This is a genomic window from Psychrobacillus sp. FSL H8-0510 (assembly GCF_038008345.1).
GTDB classification, from domain to species: Bacteria; Bacillota; Bacilli; order Bacillales_A; family Planococcaceae; genus Psychrobacillus; species Psychrobacillus psychrotolerans.
The window spans coordinates 3079983-3097413 of sequence record NZ_JBBOYZ010000001.1 but is presented as its reverse complement, the minus strand read 5'-3'; the positions used below and the strand labels follow the sequence as shown (position 1 = coordinate 3097413).

19 protein-coding genes are annotated in these 17431 nt (G+C 36.4%); 13 read left to right on the top strand and 6 right to left on the bottom strand.

From position 1 onward, the window contains the following. Positions 1-35: 35 nt before the first annotated feature. From MHI40_RS15825 to MHI40_RS15805, 6 genes are all read left to right on the top strand, one after another. Entirely contained in the window at positions 36-947 is a 912-nt protein-coding gene (locus MHI40_RS15825) for a diacylglycerol kinase (protein WP_093538055.1), read from the top strand. A 225-nt stretch (positions 948-1172) separates the two neighbouring features. Beyond that, the gene (locus MHI40_RS15820) at positions 1173-2519 is read left to right on the top strand and encodes a cytochrome ubiquinol oxidase subunit I (protein WP_093538056.1); all 1347 of its coding nucleotides are present in this window, start codon (positions 1173-1175) and stop codon (positions 2517-2519) included. Continuing rightward, positions 2516-3544 carry a cytochrome d ubiquinol oxidase subunit II gene (locus MHI40_RS15815; RefSeq protein WP_340763477.1) on the top strand — a complete coding sequence of 343 codons (1029 nt, stop codon included), beginning with the start codon at positions 2516-2518 and terminating at the stop codon, positions 3542-3544. Before MHI40_RS15820 ends, MHI40_RS15815 begins: the two co-directional genes overlap by 4 nt. 14 nt (positions 3545-3558) lie before the next feature. Further along, positions 3559-3663: a cytochrome bd oxidase small subunit CydS gene (gene cydS, locus MHI40_RS23440; RefSeq protein ID WP_407691719.1), complete on the top strand. Its 105-nt coding sequence runs from the start codon at positions 3559-3561 to the stop codon at positions 3661-3663. Between the two features lie 264 nt (positions 3664-3927). Next, complete coding sequence (locus tag MHI40_RS15810) at positions 3928-4632, top strand: YjjG family noncanonical pyrimidine nucleotidase (RefSeq protein WP_340763476.1); 705 nt, start codon at positions 3928-3930, stop codon at positions 4630-4632. A gap of 129 nt (positions 4633-4761) precedes the next feature. Then, the gene (locus MHI40_RS15805; protein ID WP_340763475.1) at positions 4762-5085 is read left to right on the top strand and encodes a YckD family protein; all 324 of its coding nucleotides are present in this window, start codon (positions 4762-4764) and stop codon (positions 5083-5085) included. A 38-nt stretch (positions 5086-5123) separates the two neighbouring features. Here MHI40_RS15805 and MHI40_RS15800 read toward each other — a convergent pair whose 3' ends face one another. Then, positions 5124-5423, bottom strand: a complete 300-nt coding sequence (locus MHI40_RS15800; protein ID WP_340764550.1) for a hypothetical protein — start codon at positions 5421-5423, stop codon at positions 5124-5126. Between the two features lie 283 nt (positions 5424-5706). Here MHI40_RS15800 and rlmD point away from each other — a divergent pair, with 283 nt between their 5' ends. Further along, the gene (gene rlmD, locus MHI40_RS15795; protein ID WP_340763474.1) at positions 5707-7068 is read left to right on the top strand and encodes a 23S rRNA (uracil(1939)-C(5))-methyltransferase RlmD; all 1362 of its coding nucleotides are present in this window, start codon (positions 5707-5709) and stop codon (positions 7066-7068) included. A gap of 268 nt (positions 7069-7336) precedes the next feature. Here rlmD and MHI40_RS15790 read toward each other — a convergent pair whose 3' ends face one another. Then, entirely contained in the window at positions 7337-8023 is a 687-nt protein-coding gene (locus MHI40_RS15790) for a type 1 glutamine amidotransferase domain-containing protein (protein ID WP_340763473.1), read from the bottom strand. A gap of 74 nt (positions 8024-8097) precedes the next feature. On the opposite strand from MHI40_RS15790, the gene MHI40_RS15785 reads away from it, so the two are divergent. Continuing rightward, the gene (locus tag MHI40_RS15785) at positions 8098-8433 is read left to right on the top strand and encodes a MerR family transcriptional regulator (RefSeq protein WP_340763472.1); all 336 of its coding nucleotides are present in this window, start codon (positions 8098-8100) and stop codon (positions 8431-8433) included. A gap of 358 nt (positions 8434-8791) precedes the next feature. Here the strand turns inward: MHI40_RS15785 and MHI40_RS15780 are convergent, their stop codons facing one another. The 4 genes from MHI40_RS15780 to MHI40_RS15765 form a co-directional block, all read right to left on the bottom strand. Next, a complete protein-coding gene (locus tag MHI40_RS15780) occupies positions 8792-10489 on the bottom strand; it encodes a M3 family oligoendopeptidase (protein WP_340763471.1) in 1698 nt (565 codons plus the stop codon). A 334-nt stretch (positions 10490-10823) separates the two neighbouring features. Beyond that, positions 10824-11252, bottom strand: coding sequence for a MarR family winged helix-turn-helix transcriptional regulator (locus MHI40_RS15775; RefSeq protein ID WP_093538070.1), 429 nt, complete (start codon positions 11250-11252; stop codon positions 10824-10826). A gap of 227 nt (positions 11253-11479) precedes the next feature. Beyond that, complete coding sequence (locus MHI40_RS15770) at positions 11480-12109, bottom strand: nitroreductase family protein (protein ID WP_340763470.1); 630 nt, start codon at positions 12107-12109, stop codon at positions 11480-11482. Positions 12110-12546: 437 nt separating this feature from the next. Then, complete coding sequence (locus MHI40_RS15765) at positions 12547-12798, bottom strand: hypothetical protein (RefSeq protein WP_340763468.1); 252 nt, start codon at positions 12796-12798, stop codon at positions 12547-12549. Positions 12799-13151: 353 nt separating this feature from the next. Here MHI40_RS15765 and MHI40_RS15760 point away from each other — a divergent pair, with 353 nt between their 5' ends. From MHI40_RS15760 to MHI40_RS15740, 5 genes are all read left to right on the top strand, one after another. After that, entirely contained in the window at positions 13152-13988 is an 837-nt protein-coding gene (locus MHI40_RS15760) for a hypothetical protein (protein WP_340763467.1), read from the top strand. 110 nt (positions 13989-14098) lie between these two features. Next, complete coding sequence (locus MHI40_RS15755; protein WP_340763466.1) at positions 14099-14305, top strand: hypothetical protein; 207 nt, start codon at positions 14099-14101, stop codon at positions 14303-14305. A 362-nt stretch (positions 14306-14667) separates the two neighbouring features. Next, complete coding sequence (locus MHI40_RS15750) at positions 14668-15519, top strand: DegV family protein (RefSeq protein ID WP_340763465.1); 852 nt, start codon at positions 14668-14670, stop codon at positions 15517-15519. 180 nt (positions 15520-15699) lie between these two features. Further along, complete coding sequence (locus MHI40_RS15745) at positions 15700-16209, top strand: YfiT family bacillithiol transferase (RefSeq protein WP_093538076.1); 510 nt, start codon at positions 15700-15702, stop codon at positions 16207-16209. Positions 16210-16409: 200 nt separating this feature from the next. Continuing rightward, positions 16410-17396: a tRNA dihydrouridine synthase gene (locus tag MHI40_RS15740; RefSeq protein WP_340763464.1), complete on the top strand. Its 987-nt coding sequence runs from the start codon at positions 16410-16412 to the stop codon at positions 17394-17396. The last annotated feature ends 35 nt before the right edge of the window (positions 17397-17431 follow it).

Here is a 17431-nt window from a genome sequence, read left to right as displayed (position 1 = left end):
AATAACAAAGATTGTGAAACAGAAAGGAAATAAGTATGAAACGTGCACGAATTATCTATAATCCAACTTCTGGAAGAGAACTATTTAAAAAGAACTTAGCAGAAGTATTGGAAACGTTAGAGATTGCTGGGTATGAGACATCGTGTCACGCCACTACGCGTGAAGGTGATGCTACAGAGGCAGCGAGGAAAGCAGTGGAAAATGGCTTTGATATTATCATTGCATCTGGCGGAGATGGTACGCTAAATGAGGTTGTTGCAGGGGTAAGTGAATTCGAAAAGCGACCTAAAATTGGGCTGATTCCAATGGGGACGACGAATGACTTTGCAAGAGCAGTTCATATTCCAAGAGACATAAAAAAAGCTGTGGAGATTATTGTTAAAGGTGATTCTATTCCAGTTGACGTGGGATTAGTTAATGATCGCTATTTTATCAATATTGCTGGTGGTGGTCGAATTACCGAGCTTACGTATGATGTACCAAGTAAACTGAAAACAATGCTTGGGCAGCTTGCTTATTATTTAAAAGGGATTGAAATGCTTCCGTCGATTAAATCAACAAGAGTTAGAATTGAATATGATGGGGAAGTATTTGAAGACGAGGCCATGATGTTCCTAGTTGGTTTAACGAACTCGGTCGGTGGATTTGAAAAGCTTGCCCCAAGTTCAAGTATTAATGATGGATTGTTTTCTTTGTTAATATTGAAAAAGTTGAACATAGCAGAGTTTATCCGTGTGGCATCTTTAGCCTTACGGGGGGAACATTTAACGGATCCCCATGTTATTTTTAAAAAAGCAAAACATATTAAAGTAACTTCTGACGATATGGTTCTTTTAAATTTAGACGGAGAATACGGCGGAGTTATACCTGCCACATTCCAAAATTTACACAGACATATAGAGGTTTTCGTACCGATTGATGAAATACGTGAAGAGGATAGACCTTAAGTAAAAGCTCAGCATTTTATTAAATGCTGAGCTTTTTTATATTCTTTTAGAAAACACCGATAGATAAAGTTCAATATTTTTGTTTTTGGGTAATATGATGATAAAGGGGTGGAGCACATGTATAAGAAACAAGAGAAGTATTTAATGTGGCTTGCTTTTGTTGTGGCAGGAATCATGATGCTATCAATAGCGGGGAGAATATTTGGGAACTAGAATGGGGGAAGGCTGATGAATGAAGAATCGGTATTTTTTAGTCGCGTTTTAACCGAATTGACCTTATCGTTTCATATTATTTACGCAACTATTGGTGTTGGTGTACCTTTAATGATTATGATTGCCCAGTGGGTAGGTATTAAAAAGAATGATGAGCATTACATATTGTTAGCACGTAGGTGGGCGAGAGGATTCGTCATTACTGTAGCGGTAGGAGTTGTTACAGGGACCGCAATTGGTATGCAGTTGTCATTACTGTGGCCGAACTTTATGGAACTTGCGGGGAATATTATAGCTCTTCCTCTATTCATGGAGACTTTTGCTTTCTTTTTTGAAGCTATTTTCCTTGGTATTTACTTATATACTTGGGATCGATTTGAGAACCAAAAGAAGCATCTCCTGTTACTTATTCCAGTTGCCATTGGAGCTTCATTTTCCGCAGTTTTTATAACCATGGTAAATGCATTTATGAATGCCCCTCAAGGATTCGATATAGTTAACGGGGAATTAGTGAATATTAGCCCGCTGCTAGCCATGTTCAACCCTGCTATGCCAACAAAGGTTGCTCATGTAGTGGTAACAGCATATATGACCTCTGCATTTGTGTTAGCGGCGATTGCAGCTTTTCGTTTATTGAAAGGCTCTAATCATATATACCATAAAAAAGCATTATTCTTAACGATGAAAGTAGGGTTAGTATTTTCAATTGCTACTGCTATTATTGGAGATTTCTCAGGAAAGTATTTAGCGGAGTATCAGCCTGAAAAACTAGCTGCAGCTGAATGGCATTTTGAAACGGAAGAAAGTGCGCCACTAATTCTCTATGGAATATTAGATGATGGAGAAGTGAAGTATGCAATAGAAATACCCTTTGCTTTGAGTATTCTCGCCCATTTCAATCCGACTGCAGAAGTGATTGGTTTAGATCAGTTCCCAGAGGATGAAACACCGCCGTTATATATTCACTACTTGTTTGATATTATGGTGACGATTGGTATGTCGATGGTAGCACTTTCGGGACTATACTGGCTTGGTAAAATCCTGAAATGGTCCTTTGTCAATTCTAGATGGTACCGTTGGCTCATAGTTTTGGGAGGACCAGCGTCTATACTCGCTATTGAAGCTGGTTGGTGGCTTGCGGAAGTAGGAAGACAGCCATGGATACTAAGAGGTATTATGCGGGTGGAAGATGCTGCAACCACCAGTCCACATGTCGATATCATGCTGATTTTATTTGCTGGTCTTTACCTAGTACTTGGAGTCGGAAGTATCGTAGTTTTAAGTCGTATGTTCAGAAAGAATCCAGTCGAGCAAGAAATAGAAGACCGACATGCTGAAAAGGGCGGTGATATGTTATGACATTAGAGATCATCGGAATTTTTGTGTTGTGGACGTTTCTTTTCGGATATTTAGTCGTTGCATCTATTGACTTTGGCGCAGGTTTTTTTAACGCGTATAGTTTACTCACAGGAAGGCAGAGGATATTAACGAATATTATACAGCGTTATTTGTCGCCAGTTTGGGAGGTAACGAATGTATTTTTAGTATTTTTCTTTGTAGGGATTATCGGGTTTTTCCCGAAAACTGCATTTTATTATGGTACGACCTTACTAGTTCCTGCAAGTATAGCTCTAATATTACTTGCGATTCGCGGCTCTTATTATGCTTTTGAAACATATGGTTCTAGAGGGCACAAGGGATACTCATTTATGTATGGTCTTGCTGGTCTTTTTATCCCGGCAGCTTTGTCTATTGTATTAACAATATCAGAAGGCGGCTTTGTTCATATGATTAATGATTCGCCTACTCTCGACTACGAGGGATTATTTACAAGCCCACTCACATGGTCGATTGTTGTATTAAGTCTTTCTTCTGTATTGTATATTTCATCCGTGTTTTTGACCTGGTATGCCAATAAAGCAGGAGACATAGATGCGACAAGGCTGATGCGAAAGTATGCACTTATTTGGGCACTGCCGACGATAATAACAGCGAGTGGAATTATGGTGGAGCTTCGTTCACATAATCCGGAGCATTACGAAAACATGCTTAATATTTGGTGGGCATTTGCATTATCACTATTACTTTTCATCGGTACAGTGTGGTTATTATGGTCGAAAAGAAGTTACGGATTGGCTTTTGTGTTATTAGGAGGCCAGTTTCTCATAGCATTCTTCGCATACGGATTTGCGCATCTCCCATATTTGCTGTATCCACATTTAACAATCTATGACAGCTTTACTAATGAAGCAATGGCTCTTGCTTTAATAGTCGCTTTTATAGCTGGGCTTGCTTTACTAATACCATCGCTATATTTACTACTGAGATTGTTTTTGTTCAATAAAGATTATGTACGTGGAAAAAAAGAAGATAATCACGCATAAGGAAGGAGCAAACTATGACAGAGTTTATGATATTTTATGCACCATTCATCGTATTAATCGGCTCCATTATCATAGCCTTTTGGGCAGCTTCTAAAGACGGGGCAGTGAAAGACGAATAAACGAATGTCCTCGGTCGACTTGATCGGGGACATTATTATGTTTTCAGTCAGATGGACCTAAAAACTTTATATGGCCAGAATAGATGAAATATAGTCCATAAATAGCACTCTTACATGCAAGAAGGCCCTAAAAGTTAATAAGATAGCCCATTAAAATATTTATTGGACCTGGAAAGAATATCTTCTTATTAGAAAACACTAAATGATATTTTAGTCTAATATCTATTCTGCTACAATTGGAGGGACAGGAAAGGGGTATTTTTGATGAAATATGATGTACTACTATTTGATTTAGATGATACTTTACTTGACTTTGGAATGACTGAACATAATGCATTTCGTTTTTTGTTTGAAGAGTATGGATTACCAAATGGTTTAAATGATTATCTAGATACCTACAAGGCTATAAGTAAAAGCTTATGGGAAGACCTAGAATATGGTCGTATCACCTTAACAGAGCTAAAAGTAGAACGTTTTAAACGATTATTTACTGAACATTCCTTAGACATAGATCCGATTATATGCGGGCAGAAGTACATAGAAAATTTAGGGAAGGAAGTTCATCTGATTGAGGGAGTAGAAGAAATGTTAGCAAGCATGAAAGATTTCCGAATCGCTCTTCTTACTAATGGATTTAAAGATGCACAGCATGCACGAGTAAATGGATCTTCTTTAAAGAATATTTTTGAAGCCATCATAACCTCGGAAGAAACAGGATTCCAAAAACCTCAAAAAGAAATTTTTGCATATGCATTAGAGAAGCTACAAATTTCAGATCCATCTCGCGTATTAATGGTTGGTGATTCACTTTCTTCCGACATTCAAGGAGGAAATAATTTTGGAATTGATACATGTTGGTTCAATCCAAATAGAAAACAGAATCAAACTAATATAGAACCAACCTATGAAATTCATTCATGGGAGCAATTAGCTGGTCTCGTTAAAATATTGGCAGTAGAAACAAAGTAATATTGGACCTCAAAATGAGGTTCTTTTTTATTTTTATTCTACTTATAGCATTTTATACAGTTTTTCAAAAAAGGATAATTGCTGCCTAGTGGCACATGATAAAACAAATTGAAGGAAGGAGATTTGTCTATGAAAAAACATTGGGTTAGTGTTATAACAGCAATTTTAATGTGTTTGGGAATAATGGGGTTTTCATTAGAAACAAAAGCAGAAATGCCAGCAGATATAAAGTTAACGGCGAAACAACAAGAAGAGATGAAGTCTTTACAACAAGATGCGCTTAACCAAAAGAAAGAAATTATTAACAAATATGTTGAGTATGGTGTGTTTTCTAAAGAAAAGGGACAAAAGATAATAACCCATCTAGAGGAGCGCTATTTAAAACTGGAACAAAACGGATTTGTTCCAGTCATTCATGACGACTATAGAAAACATCGAAGTAATGAATCCTAATCTTATACTAAGCTAAAGTTCTAGTTAGGTTTTTCTGATTAATTTACCTCTGTCCTGCTATAAATTTCATATGCAAAATAACCAAGTAGTAGGCCTGCCCCAGAGCCAAAAGATAAAGTGGATAATAATGAAAATGAGAAAAGTATATTAAATATAACCCCAACTACACATCCAAATAGCATTCCTACAGGTATCAAACTATCCAGTAAATCTTGTTGGTCGTTTGAATTTTTTCTGCCAGTCTTACCTTGCTTTTGTTTATGCTCAAGCTTTTTAATAATAAAGATCGCAATGCCTCCAACTATTACAATGGGTAGTACTTTACCTATAATTTCCATAATTAGCTCCATCTTATTACCTCCATTCATTATCTAATTTGATTTATTTTTAACTTATTTTTTCCAACATTCAGGCCAGTGTTTGTGGAAGATGGGCTTTTTAAATAAATAAAGCTATAACTAGTATAACATTTCTAAAAATTCTGTTATATATAGAAGGTTCACATAACTGTGATTTTGTGTAGAAGAATTGAAAAATAATTGATAATGCGTATGAGTCAGCAGACTTGTACGCATTCTTTTTGGTATAATGAATCAATCATAACTAGAACGGAGATTAACATTGAATACACCAGTACAAAAAAATGATCAGTTAACAGTCTATATTGAAGATTTAACACATGACGGAGCGGGTGTGGCAAAGGTCGACGGATATCCTCTATTTATAGCAGGAGGCTTGCCAAATGAAACTGTAGAAGTCCACGTGCTTAAAACATTAAAAAACTATGGCTTTGCCAAGTTAAAAAATATCGTAGAGCCATCTCCATTTCGTGTAGAAGCACCGTGTCCAGTATTTTATCAATGTGGAGGCTGTCAGCTTCAGCATATGACATATGAAGGACAGCTTGCATGGAAGGAAAGTATGGTTCGCAATGTCATGAAACGCATTGGGAAAATAGAAGCACCAGTTCTTCCTGTAAAAGGTATGGACAAGCCTTGGGAATATCGCAACAAATCTCAAATACCATTTGATTTAGAAAATGGTCAAGTTATTGCAGGCTTCTATCAAGCGAAATCTCATCGAATAGCAGATACGAATACTTGTTTAATACAATCAGATGAGGCAGATAGATTACTAAGAGCAGTAAAAGAAAATGCATTGAAACTGGATTTAGTTCCATACAATGAAGAAACGAAAAAAGGTCAGCTACGCCACTTAGTCGTCCGTAAAGGACGGGCAACTGGAGAAGTGATGGTTGTACTTGTAACGAAGCATGCAAAATTAGCGAAGCAAGAGGAAATTATTCAATTCATCCGTGAAGTAGAACCAAATGTGAAATCAATTGTTCATAATGTGAATAACCAGAACACAAATGTGATTTTTGGAAATGAAACAAACGTTATTTGGGGCAAAGCCGTTATTGAAGACTTGATCGGGGATGTTCGCTTTGAAATTTCAGCGCGCTCATTTTACCAAGTAAATCCTGTACAAACGGAGGTCCTATACAAGCAAGCACTGGATTATGCACAGCTAACAGGGGAAGAAACAGTAATTGACGCATATTGCGGAATTGGTACAATTTCATTATTTTTAGCGCAAAAAGCCAAACAAGTACTTGGAGTAGAGATCGTCCCACAGGCAATTGAAGACGCAAAACGAAATGCAGAGCTGAATGGTTTTACTAACACATACTTTGAGGCTGGACCTGCAGAGGAAGTTATTCCTAATTGGTACAAAGAAGGCAAGCATGCAGATGTCTTAGTAGTGGATCCACCGAGAAAAGGTTGTGATGAAGCACTATTAACGACAATTATAGAGCAGCGTCCAAAGCGTGTTGTTTATGTATCTTGTAACCCCGCAACGCTTGCTCGTGATTTGAGAATATTAGAAGACGGCGGTTATAAAACAAAAGAGGTTCAACCAGTGGATATGTTCCCGCAATCGACGCATTGTGAAGCGGTCGCTTGGTTAGAGTTAGTATAGAAAATATAATCAAAAAAGCTGTGTCAAAAATCCACGCTGTAGGGGATTTTAGCACAGCTTTTTTGAGGTTATCTTTGTATCTGATCAAGATTTTTTCATTACGCTTATGTTCTACATATTGCTTTTCTTTTCTAACTAAAGAAACTAAATTAGAAGTGAACGTATCTCACCTTTAAAACATCTGCTTTTGCTCCATTAATTTAAAGATTCAGCGAACTTGTATTAGCTCTGTAAGAAGTTATTATAACGTAATTTTACTTAAGTATGATTAAAGTGATTTTAATAATTTAATTACTTCTTTGGCAACTGCGCCACCGGATGCGGGATTTTGTCCTGTAACGATACGTTTATCAGTTACAGTGAATATCGACCAATCAGCATCTTTTACGTAATTTGCCCCTTTACGAACAAGTTCATCTTCAGTTAAAAATGGAACGACTTTATCTAGTCCAACAGCAATTTCTTCTGTGTTAGTAAAACCAGTCACTTTAGTATTTTTAATTAAATATTCACCGTCACCATTTTTAATATTTAATAATCCAACAACTCCGTGACAAACAGCAGAAACAACGCCACCTTTATCGTAAATGGTACTCGCAATGCTTTGTAGGTTTTCATCTTCTGGGAAATCCCACATAACACCGTGACCACCTGCATAATAGATAGCATCATAATCATTTGGGTTAATAGCGTCAGCCGATAAAGTAGTACTTAGCTTGTTTAAGAAATCATCATTTGTATAATATTGCCAATCCAATTCCGTCATTTGTTCAGCTTGTAGGCTGTGTGGGTCAAGTGGTGTGTGACCACCTTTAGGGCTTACATAATCAATTTGGTAGCCTTCCTTTTCCATTTCAGCTGCAAAGTGAACAGCTTCCCTTAACCATAATCCTGTTGCGCGTTCTAAATTTGGATATTTAGAAATATTTGTTACTACTACTAAAATCTTTTTCATTATACATTCTCCTTTTGATTTGATACTATCAACCTTAAAGGTTAAACCATACTTTAAGTCAAGGAGGATGCCTCGTGTATACAATTCAACAAGCTAGTCTCTTAGTTGAAATTCCAGCAAGCTCAATTCGATACTATGAAAAAATAGATTTAATTCCATCAATAAAAAGAAATACACAAAATCATCGAATATTTGATGATCAAGATATTGAATTCCTAAAATTAATCAAATGTTTTCGAAATCTGGGCATGTCGATTGAGGATATACGAGAAAATATTTCAACTCTGAGTTTAGAACAGGAAGAGATTAATACGCAAGCTATATTAGTTCAGCACAAGGAAAAATTAGAAGAGCAAATTGAGGTTTTAAACTCTTATATTCATGAAATCGATGGGAAAATAGTTACTTAAATAGCGGATTACCTGTAGAGCGTGCAAACAGAGAAGAGTTTGCTTAGGAACCGAGCCTTGGCTCGACTTTATTAAACTAGGAATTGAGCCAAAATAATTAAACCCACCAGCACTCCAAACATTGTGAAGCAGTCGCTTGGTTGGAGTTAGTATAATGAAAAGAAGAACGAATTTCCGTTGTATGGAATTCGTTCTTTTCTCTTGTTTTTTTAAAAAAGATTAAATAATTTTTAGAAGGTAAGTCCATGAATACAACCTTGACTATTAATCAAAGGGGATAGACATCACTATTTGTAACTTTTGTATGGAAAAATCCCAATTGTCCTCTACAATGATCTGTCCCCATACTCACACTTTATTAATGAATGTCTTGAACTACTTTTTCTAGGAATTCACCCATTTGTTTAACAACTGGCTCTGAAAAGTCAAAATTTACCCCAGTTTCTTTATAAATAGTTGCGATGGATTGATTGTAGTCTGCACTTGCACCTTTTTTAAAGGATTCAACTGCTTTCTCTGGGTTGTTCTGATAATTCTGCAGTATTTGTAGTGCACCAAGCATCGAGATGGAGTATTCAATAAGATAGAAAGGAACTTGGAAATAATGAAGGGTACCAGCCCAGCTCATCCCAATTTCTTCCTCCAGGCCAGAAGTATCAACAGGGTTAAAGCCATAAAGTTTTGAGATTTCAAAGTACTTTTCATCTCGCTCTTTGGAAGTGTGTTTAGGATTTGTATACATCCAATGCTGGAAGAGATCTCCTGCTAATGGTCCGATTAACATCGAAAATGCTCGTCTCAGCTCTTCACGCTGTGCGTTCTTAAAATCCTCCTCTTCTGGATAAAAACGGTCAAGCTTATCCAATAAGAGTAATTCCATCCCATGAGAATAAAGCTCAGCAACTTCACTTCGTCCTTTGTAGTCTTCAATGGGGCCGTGTTCGGATAACTGAAAATATCCATTCACTGCATGGCCCATTTCATGAATTAATGCGATAAGAGAGAAAAAGGAAGGACTAAAGTTCGCAAAAACAAAAGTATCCCCTGATACAGGTAAAGAAGTACAGAAACCACCTGGGACTTTACCTTTTCGGTCATCGAGGTCTAGTAACCCATTCGCTCTCATGTAATCGAAACGGTCTGCAAAAAATGGGTCAGTTTTGCCTAACATTTCAGAAACGCCATCCATCAGAGTAGACACCTCAGAGTATGGTGGGTTTTTCATGAATTTAGCCGTGTTATCCCATGGGCGATACTTATCGACACCAAGCTTTGTTTTAAAAACATTTGAGAGTCGATTCCAAGCGGGAATAATATATTTTGCTACATTTTCATGAAAGTCATAACAATCCTGGATGCTATATTCACGATTTTTCTCTATAAACATATAATCACGGTAATTTTCAAATCCTGCATTTAAAGCTATTTGATGGCGCAGTTGAATAAGCTCGTCCATGATGGCATCCATATCGGGTTTAATTTGACGATGGGCTGACATCATTGTGTGATAAGCTTTTTTTCGCACGGCTCTGTCTAGATGATCTAGAAGGGATTCGATAAATGGAAAAGGCTTTTCCTCTCCCTCCCATTCAACTGTTAGGCTACCCATAATTTCATCGTACTTAGTACAAAGCTCTTGTTCCTTTACAAGTAGTGGAATATTCTCTTCTCTGAAAAGTTTAACCTTCGACTCACGAACACGTCGCATCAAGCCGTAACGGTTATCATCTAATTGAGTAAAATAAGTAGAATCACAGCATTTATCATTTAACTTTGCTACGTATTTCATTAAAAGTGGTTGAATGGCTTGCTGATCGTGAAGATAAGTTGACTTGATGTCCGCATCTTCTGTGTTTCGGTAGAAGTCGACTTGGTGACCTGTCATCGCTTCATCGATTATAAACAGTAAATCCTTTTCGTCTTCTAACCACTTTTCTAAATCAGAAATGGATTCAATCGGAACAGCAAGTAAACTTTTAAACTGAGCTTCCACCCCTTCGACATCTTGTAAATCAATTAATTCTTTATAATAATTAGGACTTATATTTTGTGACATGAATGACTCTCCTTCTATCATATAATTATTTCAATAATTTTAATTATTAAAACTATTATATTATAGATTGCTAGTTATTAACCCTTTTAGAAAAAATAATTAACAAAGGATGCCTTAAGGGAAGATGAGTTTAGTTGAAGATAAAAAATAAAAATAGGCTCGATTCGCCAAGAATAGGAACCGAACTTATATAATTAATCTCATCAGCACCAACGGACAAATACGAATGGGATAAAAGATAAAAAAAGCGTAGTAGTAAAGACCATAGCCATGGTTTCTACTACTATGCTTAATTTGTTTTAAAACAATAGATTTTCGCATTAATGAGCAAAACTTAAAGCTTCTCTACATTGTGATTTAAGCGCGTGAGAAATTGCTTGAGTTGCTGTAAATCACTATCTGAAAAATCATCGTAGAGATCATTCATAAATTGATCTTTAAACATTGTACAACCCTCTAATAATTCTCGTCCTTTATCAGAAATCGTTACAAGTACTTCTCGATTGTTTTTTTCATTACGTTTGCGTTCGACATATTGCTGTTCTTCAAGCAACTTTAAGTGTCGCGTAATTGCCGATTGATCGATAGCTAAGGATTGTTGAAGTACTTTTTGTGAAACACTACCCTTTTTAATTAGAGAAGCTAAAATTTCATATCTAGTCAAACTAACTTCTGTTCTTTTTTCAAAAACTTGGGTTACATGCCGGTCTAATCTTTTCAACATCATAATCATTTGTTTTTTATCATCCAAACAAACTTCCATACTATTCCTCCTCACATTGATTGCTTTTCGTTTTGCACGCATTAAAAATTGAGTTCATATTCGGCATTTATTATAGAAGATTTTTAGGTGTTTCATAATGTACGCCAGATGCTCTATGTGACATTGAACAGAGGGACACTATGTCTAAACCTATATAATAGCATTTTCGTTTGTTAGAAAGGATAACAAAATCAAATTTAAATGAATTAAGAGCTGAAATGCCTTATTTAGCTAGAAAAGCGAATAATTTGTTCAAACGGTAAACGTGATGAGTTACGTGCTGGCATAGCCGCTTTACCGATAGCGATTAACACCATTGGTATCTCATTTGCAGGTAGCTCATATTTTTGAGCGAATGCTGCTTTATCGAAGCCACCCATAATTACAGTGTCGTAACCCATATCCTTCGATAAAAGTACGATTTGCATAGTAATTAAACCAGCATCTAAATGTGCAATGTTTGTCCGTTGTTCATTCGATAAATCGCTATACGTGGATTCCGAGTTGGCGATCATCATATCAGCAATATCGCGTGGCATATAGCCTAGCTCAACATTTAAATCATTAATTTGTTTAGCGTTTTTATGCATTTCATTATCACCTAATACAGCAATAATCGCTGATGATGTTTCGATTTGCGCCTGATTAAAACCAGCAATGCGTAATTCTTTCTTTTGTTCTTGATCATCAATAACTAGGAAGCGCCAAGGCTGTAAGTTACTTGATGATGGAGCTGATGTAGCTTGCTGTAAAATATGCTCGATTGTTTCGCGAGGAATCGTAACGCCCGACTCATACTTACGCACAGATTTACGCTCCTCCATTAATTGTTCTAAAGCAGTTTTTTGTTGTATCATATTTTCCACCCTTTTTTTATTGAAATATAAATCTATGGTCATTATAGTTGATTAATCAATAGTTGACAAGTCATGTGTTCTAATAGTGAAATTAAAAGCAGAAGGTATAGAAGTGCTAGTATCGCACATCTAAACCATCTGCTTGTTATTATAGATGATAATCTCTTGATTTAATTTAATAATAACAGGGGGATAAAATCGATTGTTGAATTAAGGACTTATAAATTTGAGCTAGTTTAATCAATAAAAATATTGCTGTATCAAAATCCACGATTGAATGGGTTTTGGCAAAGCAGTTTGTTTGCGGTTTTTGAACTGCAGTTAATTACCTCGATTGTTTTTACACCGGGTGCAACGCTGATCTAACACATTAAATTGAGTGTTTTAACGTTTTATATTTTAGTATTTAGTCCGACCTACCTAAAATTAAGACTAATTTATTTTCTCTTATTCTTACCCATTTTCTCGTTTCCACGTTTAAAGTTACCTGTAATTTTCGCTAACAATAATTGTACTTCTAACATATTATTTTCAACTGCTTTAATTCTTGCTATAAGTCGCTCAGCCTCCTTATCCTTTACAACTTTAATCTGTTTACCTTTGTAATTGATTGTTACCGTTCCATTTTTCGTTATTTGATAAGTAAATGGCTCCTCACCTAATCTGTTTCGTTTATCTATTTCGCTCACTATACCAGCTCCCTAATTATTTTGGGTTTCTTATTATATTCAAATAAATAAGCCAACAATCCAATGAAATATAAAAGAGATAGAATCGAAATTTAAAATTTTCCTAACTTATCTATAACTATATATTGCATATAAGCACTACCAATTGCTAGACTAAAATCGAAAAAGATTGTTGCGTATGCAATAAGATAACCAAGAATTCCCGAAAGAGCTGTGGAATACCACGTTTAACGAGTTGTCCTAATGAAAGAAAAAAACTAGACAAATTAGAACTTATCTAGTTAAATAAATCATGGAAAAACACAAGCTTGTTGGGATTACTGTCAAATAAGGTTTTACTTAGAGGAGAAAGCATGGAAAAAATTAAAAAATACTTCGGTGAATTTAATATGACCTGGCCAAGAGTTATTCTTTTGGCTATTATTACAGCCGTATATACTGCCCTAATCAATCAGGTGTCTTTTTTGAAAGGTACCTCATTTCAGGACATAGCTATTTATGTTGACTGTTGGTTTCTTTTTGCCATTTTCATTATTGTTAATTGCCAAAAGTGGTGGGAAGCTTCGCTTAAATGTTTCGTGTTCTTCCTTGTCAGCCAGCCTCTTATTTTTTTGATTGAGGTTCCGTTTTACGAATACGGTTGGGAGATATTCCGTTATTATGAATACTGGTTTAAAATCACACTTCTGACCCTGCCTGGTGCTGTGATAGCATTCCAACTCAAAAAGAAAAACTGGCTCAGTGTCCTAGTTCTATCCGTGGCAACAGGTTATCTTTCCGCCGCTAGCGTCCGTTATTTCAGAACTGCAATGGCAAATTTTCCGAATCATTTACTCAGCTCTATTTTCTGCCTTGCTCTGGCCATTTTCTTCGTTTTTATTTTGCTAGATAAGAAAAAGCACCGCATCGCAGCGCTTACTGTCATAGCTGCAGTTCTTATTACGTTTGTTAGCATCACTGGAGTAGACAAGTCCAAGGATATATTCCTTGACGATGGAAATTGGGCATACTCGATGGAGGATGAGTCTGTTGTCGTTGTCGAGATTAAAGATGGGAACCATGTCGTGCTTACGGCAAAGCATGATGGCAATACGTTCATCCGCTTTGAAAATGCTGGCGGTAGTGAGCAAAACTACTATATTACTGTAAGCGGCGGCAACATTTGGATTAACCTGCTTGACGAAAACTGAACTTTTACTCCATGCTCAGCATCATGACAATGTGAAGTCGTCTCGTGGTTGGAGTTAGTATAAAAGGAACAAAGCGGTAAGAGTAATACCTAAAAAGGTAGCATTTAATAATGCAGCTAATTGGCTGGTATGAGTTCGGTTTTTTACCGGCTCATGCTCGCCAATTTTTGTTTAATCCGTTCATTGTTGTAAAAAGTCCTGATCTCACTAAATTGGAGGAAGCCTATGAAATGGTTGGAACTGTTGGGTGGATTCTAATAGTAGAGTCCGTTCTTTTTTACGTTGTTCCAATAAGGATTATAGGTGTTTTTGGTTAAAATTTATTGAACGTAAGAGGCAAATTAACATGCAAGTTTCTTTAAATAAGTGGATGGTTTAGAAGGGCAGGAATGCATTTCAAATCCGTCTGCTTTTTCATTCCACCTATCTTTAATTCGTCATGAATGTTGGTGAGTAAGTATTAGAATTAATTGGAGGAAGAATTCATAACTTTATATGTCTACCTTCGTAACATTCAAGTAAATCAATTAGATTTTTCTCCAAGGTAGTATTGATATTCCACTTCTTATGTAAATTTTCTGATTATTAAACTGAATAATATCCCGGTCTAGTGTATATTAAGGATAAATAAAATAACTAATTACGCAGGAATGGTTGCGTTGGTTGAAAGGAATGTTCAATGAGTAGGATTATTTTTTCGACAGAGAGTGGCGCTGATTTACCGAAAGACCTGGTTGAGAAACATCAAATCCAAGTAGTGCCGATGCATGTCATCATGGATGGGAAGGATTACTTAGATGGTGAGTTACCGGTAGAGGATGTTTTTGATTATCATAGTCGCACGAAAAAAATACCATCTACAACAGCAACGAATATACATGAGTACCATGAATTGTTTACGAAAATTAGAAAAGATTTTCCTGATAGCATCATTATTCATATTGGATATACGTCCAAAGCATCTGCTTCCTTTCAAAGTGCATTAATCGCAGCGGAAGATTTTGAAGATCTTTTTCTAATTGATGCGCTAAATGTAACAGGTGGATTAGCTGCAATCGTGATGTATGCTGTAACTTTGCTTGAGGAAGAACCTTCCATTAGCTATGTTCACTTAATGGAAAAAATAGAATCTGTAGTTCCTAAAACAAGACTGGCTTTCCTTCCCGGCAGTTTAGATTTTCTAAGGTCTGGTGGAAGGGTAAGTAACGTTGCTTATATTGGAGGAGTACTATTAAAAATAAAGCCCTGCATCGAATTAGTTGAAGGAAAGCTTGTTTCAACTAGAAAATATCGTGGAAGTATGAGCATAGTTGCGGAAAAGCTCATGCGAGACTACTTAAACCAATACGATATTGATAGAAAACAGCTGTATTTAATCTACTCTATTGGACTTGATGAGAGTGTTAAGAGACGAATGGATGAAATTGCGAAGGAAGCAGGTTTCGAGAAAATCACATGGATGCAAGCAGGTGCAATGATTTCTACCCATGCTGGACCAGGTGGTTTTGGGATTGCAGGAGTGGAATGTTAGAAATTTTAGAGGGATTTAGTATATAAATAAAAGAGAGTGAAATCTAAGCAGGGGGATTCACTCACTTTGGCTGAGATTGTGGATAGTCCTTAGTTAACTAGTCTTTACAACATCTGAGCCGATTGATATATTAAGTGTTAATATATCAAAAATAAAGATTAGGGAAAAGGGGTTTGAAAAGTGGATGTTAGATACCCAATTGGAGAATTACAAGTTCCTGAAAAAGTAACATTAGAAAATATTCAAGAATGGTTAAAGGAAATTAGAACGTATACGGTGCGACTTAGAGAAACGGTTGACACATTAAGTGATGAAGAATTAAACAAAACGTATCGTGAAGGTGCATGGACAGTTCGTCAGCTTGTTCACCATATTGCAGATTCACAGTTGAATATGTACCAACGTTTGAAGCTAGCTTTAACTGATGAGAATCCAGTAGTACCAGGATTTAGTGAGGAGAAGTGGGCAATACAACCAGATACAATACTTCCTGTAGAAAGTTCTATAAAAATGCTAGAAGGTATAAATGAGCGTATTGTTTCTTTAGGGCAGGATTTAACTGAAGACCAATTAAAACGAGTATTTACTCATCAAACAAACGGCGAAATAACAGTGGCGAAAAAAGTTGCAAAACTGGCTTGGCACGAAGAGCATCACTTAGCTCATATAAAGATCGCATTATCCAATTAATATAATAATTAAATTTTTGATGAAATATAACAGACGGTTGAGAATTGCGATAATGCACTTCTCAACCGTCTGTTTGGTTTTAGATTTTTTAGTATCAAACATGGTAGAAGAAAAATTATATAAGCTAGGTTATACTATAATAATGACTTTATTATTTTAACCAACAGATAACACCATAGTGAGAGGATTTGAATTTTAGTATGATAGATAATTTTTGGCGAGATTTACCACGACCATTTTTTGTACTTGCGCCAATGGAAGATGTGACGGATGTTGTTTTTCGTCAAGTTGTAAGTCAAGCTGGTAGACCAGACGTGTTTTTTACGGAGTTTACAAACTCAGATAGCTATTGTCATCCAGAAGGGATGAAAAGTGTCCGTGGTCGCTTAATTTTCACTGAAGATGAACAGCCAATGGTGGCACATATATGGGGAGATAATCCTGAGTATTTTCGTCAAATGAGTATTGGTATGGCAGAGTTAGGATTTAAAGGTATTGATATTAATATGGGATGCCCTGTACCGAATGTGGCTACTAGAGGAAAAGGAAGCGGACTTATCCTTCGTCCAGATGTTGCAGCGGAACTTATACAAGCAGCAAAAGCAGGAGGACTGCCAGTCAGTGTGAAGACAAGACTTGGTTTTACGGAACTAGAGGAGATGCATGACTGGCTGACACATATTTTGAAACAAGACATTGCGAATCTTTCCATTCATCTACGGACAAGGAAGGAAATGAGCCAAGCAGATGCCCATTGGGAGCTCATTCCGGAAATAAAAAAATTACGCGATTCTATAGCACCAAATACGCTACTAACAATTAACGGGGACATTCCTGACCGTAAAAAAGGTTTGGAGCTTGCTGAAAAATACGGTATTGATGGAGTGATGATTGGACGAGGTATTTTTAAAAATCCATTCGCTTTTGAAAAAGAACCAAAGGACCATTCCACTACTGAATACCTGAATCTGCTAAGATTACAACTGGATTTACAAGATCAATATGCAGAAGAATTACCACGATCAATCACAGGACTGCATCGCTTCTTCAAAATATATGTCAAAGGATTCCCTGGAGCTGGGGAGTTAAGAAACCAATTGATGAATACAAAGTCAACGGATGAAGTGCGTGCTTTGCTTGATAAATTCGAGGAACAAAGTGAAGAGACGGAGAAAACAGTAGAATGATTAGAAACAGTGAGTAGAATTTCGTACTCACTGTT

What these genes read in the sequence shown, in the direction of transcription:
- MHI40_RS15825 (WP_093538055.1), top strand. Translation starts at nt 36, where the DNA reads ATGAAACGTGCACGAATTATCTATAATCCAACTTCTGGAAGAGAACTA.
- MHI40_RS15815 (WP_340763477.1), top strand. Translation starts at nt 2,516, where the DNA reads ATGACATTAGAGATCATCGGAATTTTTGTGTTGTGGACGTTTCTTTTC.
- cydS (WP_407691719.1), top strand. Translation starts at nt 3,559, where the DNA reads ATGACAGAGTTTATGATATTTTATGCACCATTCATCGTATTAATCGGC.
- MHI40_RS15810 (WP_340763476.1), top strand. Translation starts at nt 3,928, where the DNA reads ATGAAATATGATGTACTACTATTTGATTTAGATGATACTTTACTTGAC.
- MHI40_RS15805 (WP_340763475.1), top strand. Translation starts at nt 4,762, where the DNA reads ATGAAAAAACATTGGGTTAGTGTTATAACAGCAATTTTAATGTGTTTG.
- MHI40_RS15800 (WP_340764550.1), bottom strand. Translation starts at nt 5,423, where the DNA reads ATGGAAATTATAGGTAAAGTACTACCCATTGTAATAGTTGGAGGCATT.
- MHI40_RS15790 (WP_340763473.1), bottom strand. Translation starts at nt 8,023, where the DNA reads ATGAAAAAGATTTTAGTAGTAGTAACAAATATTTCTAAATATCCAAAT.
- MHI40_RS15780 (WP_340763471.1), bottom strand. Translation starts at nt 10,489, where the DNA reads ATGTCACAAAATATAAGTCCTAATTATTATAAAGAATTAATTGATTTA.
- MHI40_RS15775 (WP_093538070.1), bottom strand. Translation starts at nt 11,252, where the DNA reads ATGGAAGTTTGTTTGGATGATAAAAAACAAATGATTATGATGTTGAAA.
- MHI40_RS15770 (WP_340763470.1), bottom strand. Translation starts at nt 12,109, where the DNA reads ATGATACAACAAAAAACTGCTTTAGAACAATTAATGGAGGAGCGTAAA.
- MHI40_RS15760 (WP_340763467.1), top strand. Translation starts at nt 13,152, where the DNA reads ATGGAAAAAATTAAAAAATACTTCGGTGAATTTAATATGACCTGGCCA.
- MHI40_RS15755 (WP_340763466.1), top strand. Translation starts at nt 14,099, where the DNA reads ATGCAGCTAATTGGCTGGTATGAGTTCGGTTTTTTACCGGCTCATGCT.
- MHI40_RS15750 (WP_340763465.1), top strand. Translation starts at nt 14,668, where the DNA reads ATGAGTAGGATTATTTTTTCGACAGAGAGTGGCGCTGATTTACCGAAA.
- MHI40_RS15740 (WP_340763464.1), top strand. Translation starts at nt 16,410, where the DNA reads ATGATAGATAATTTTTGGCGAGATTTACCACGACCATTTTTTGTACTT.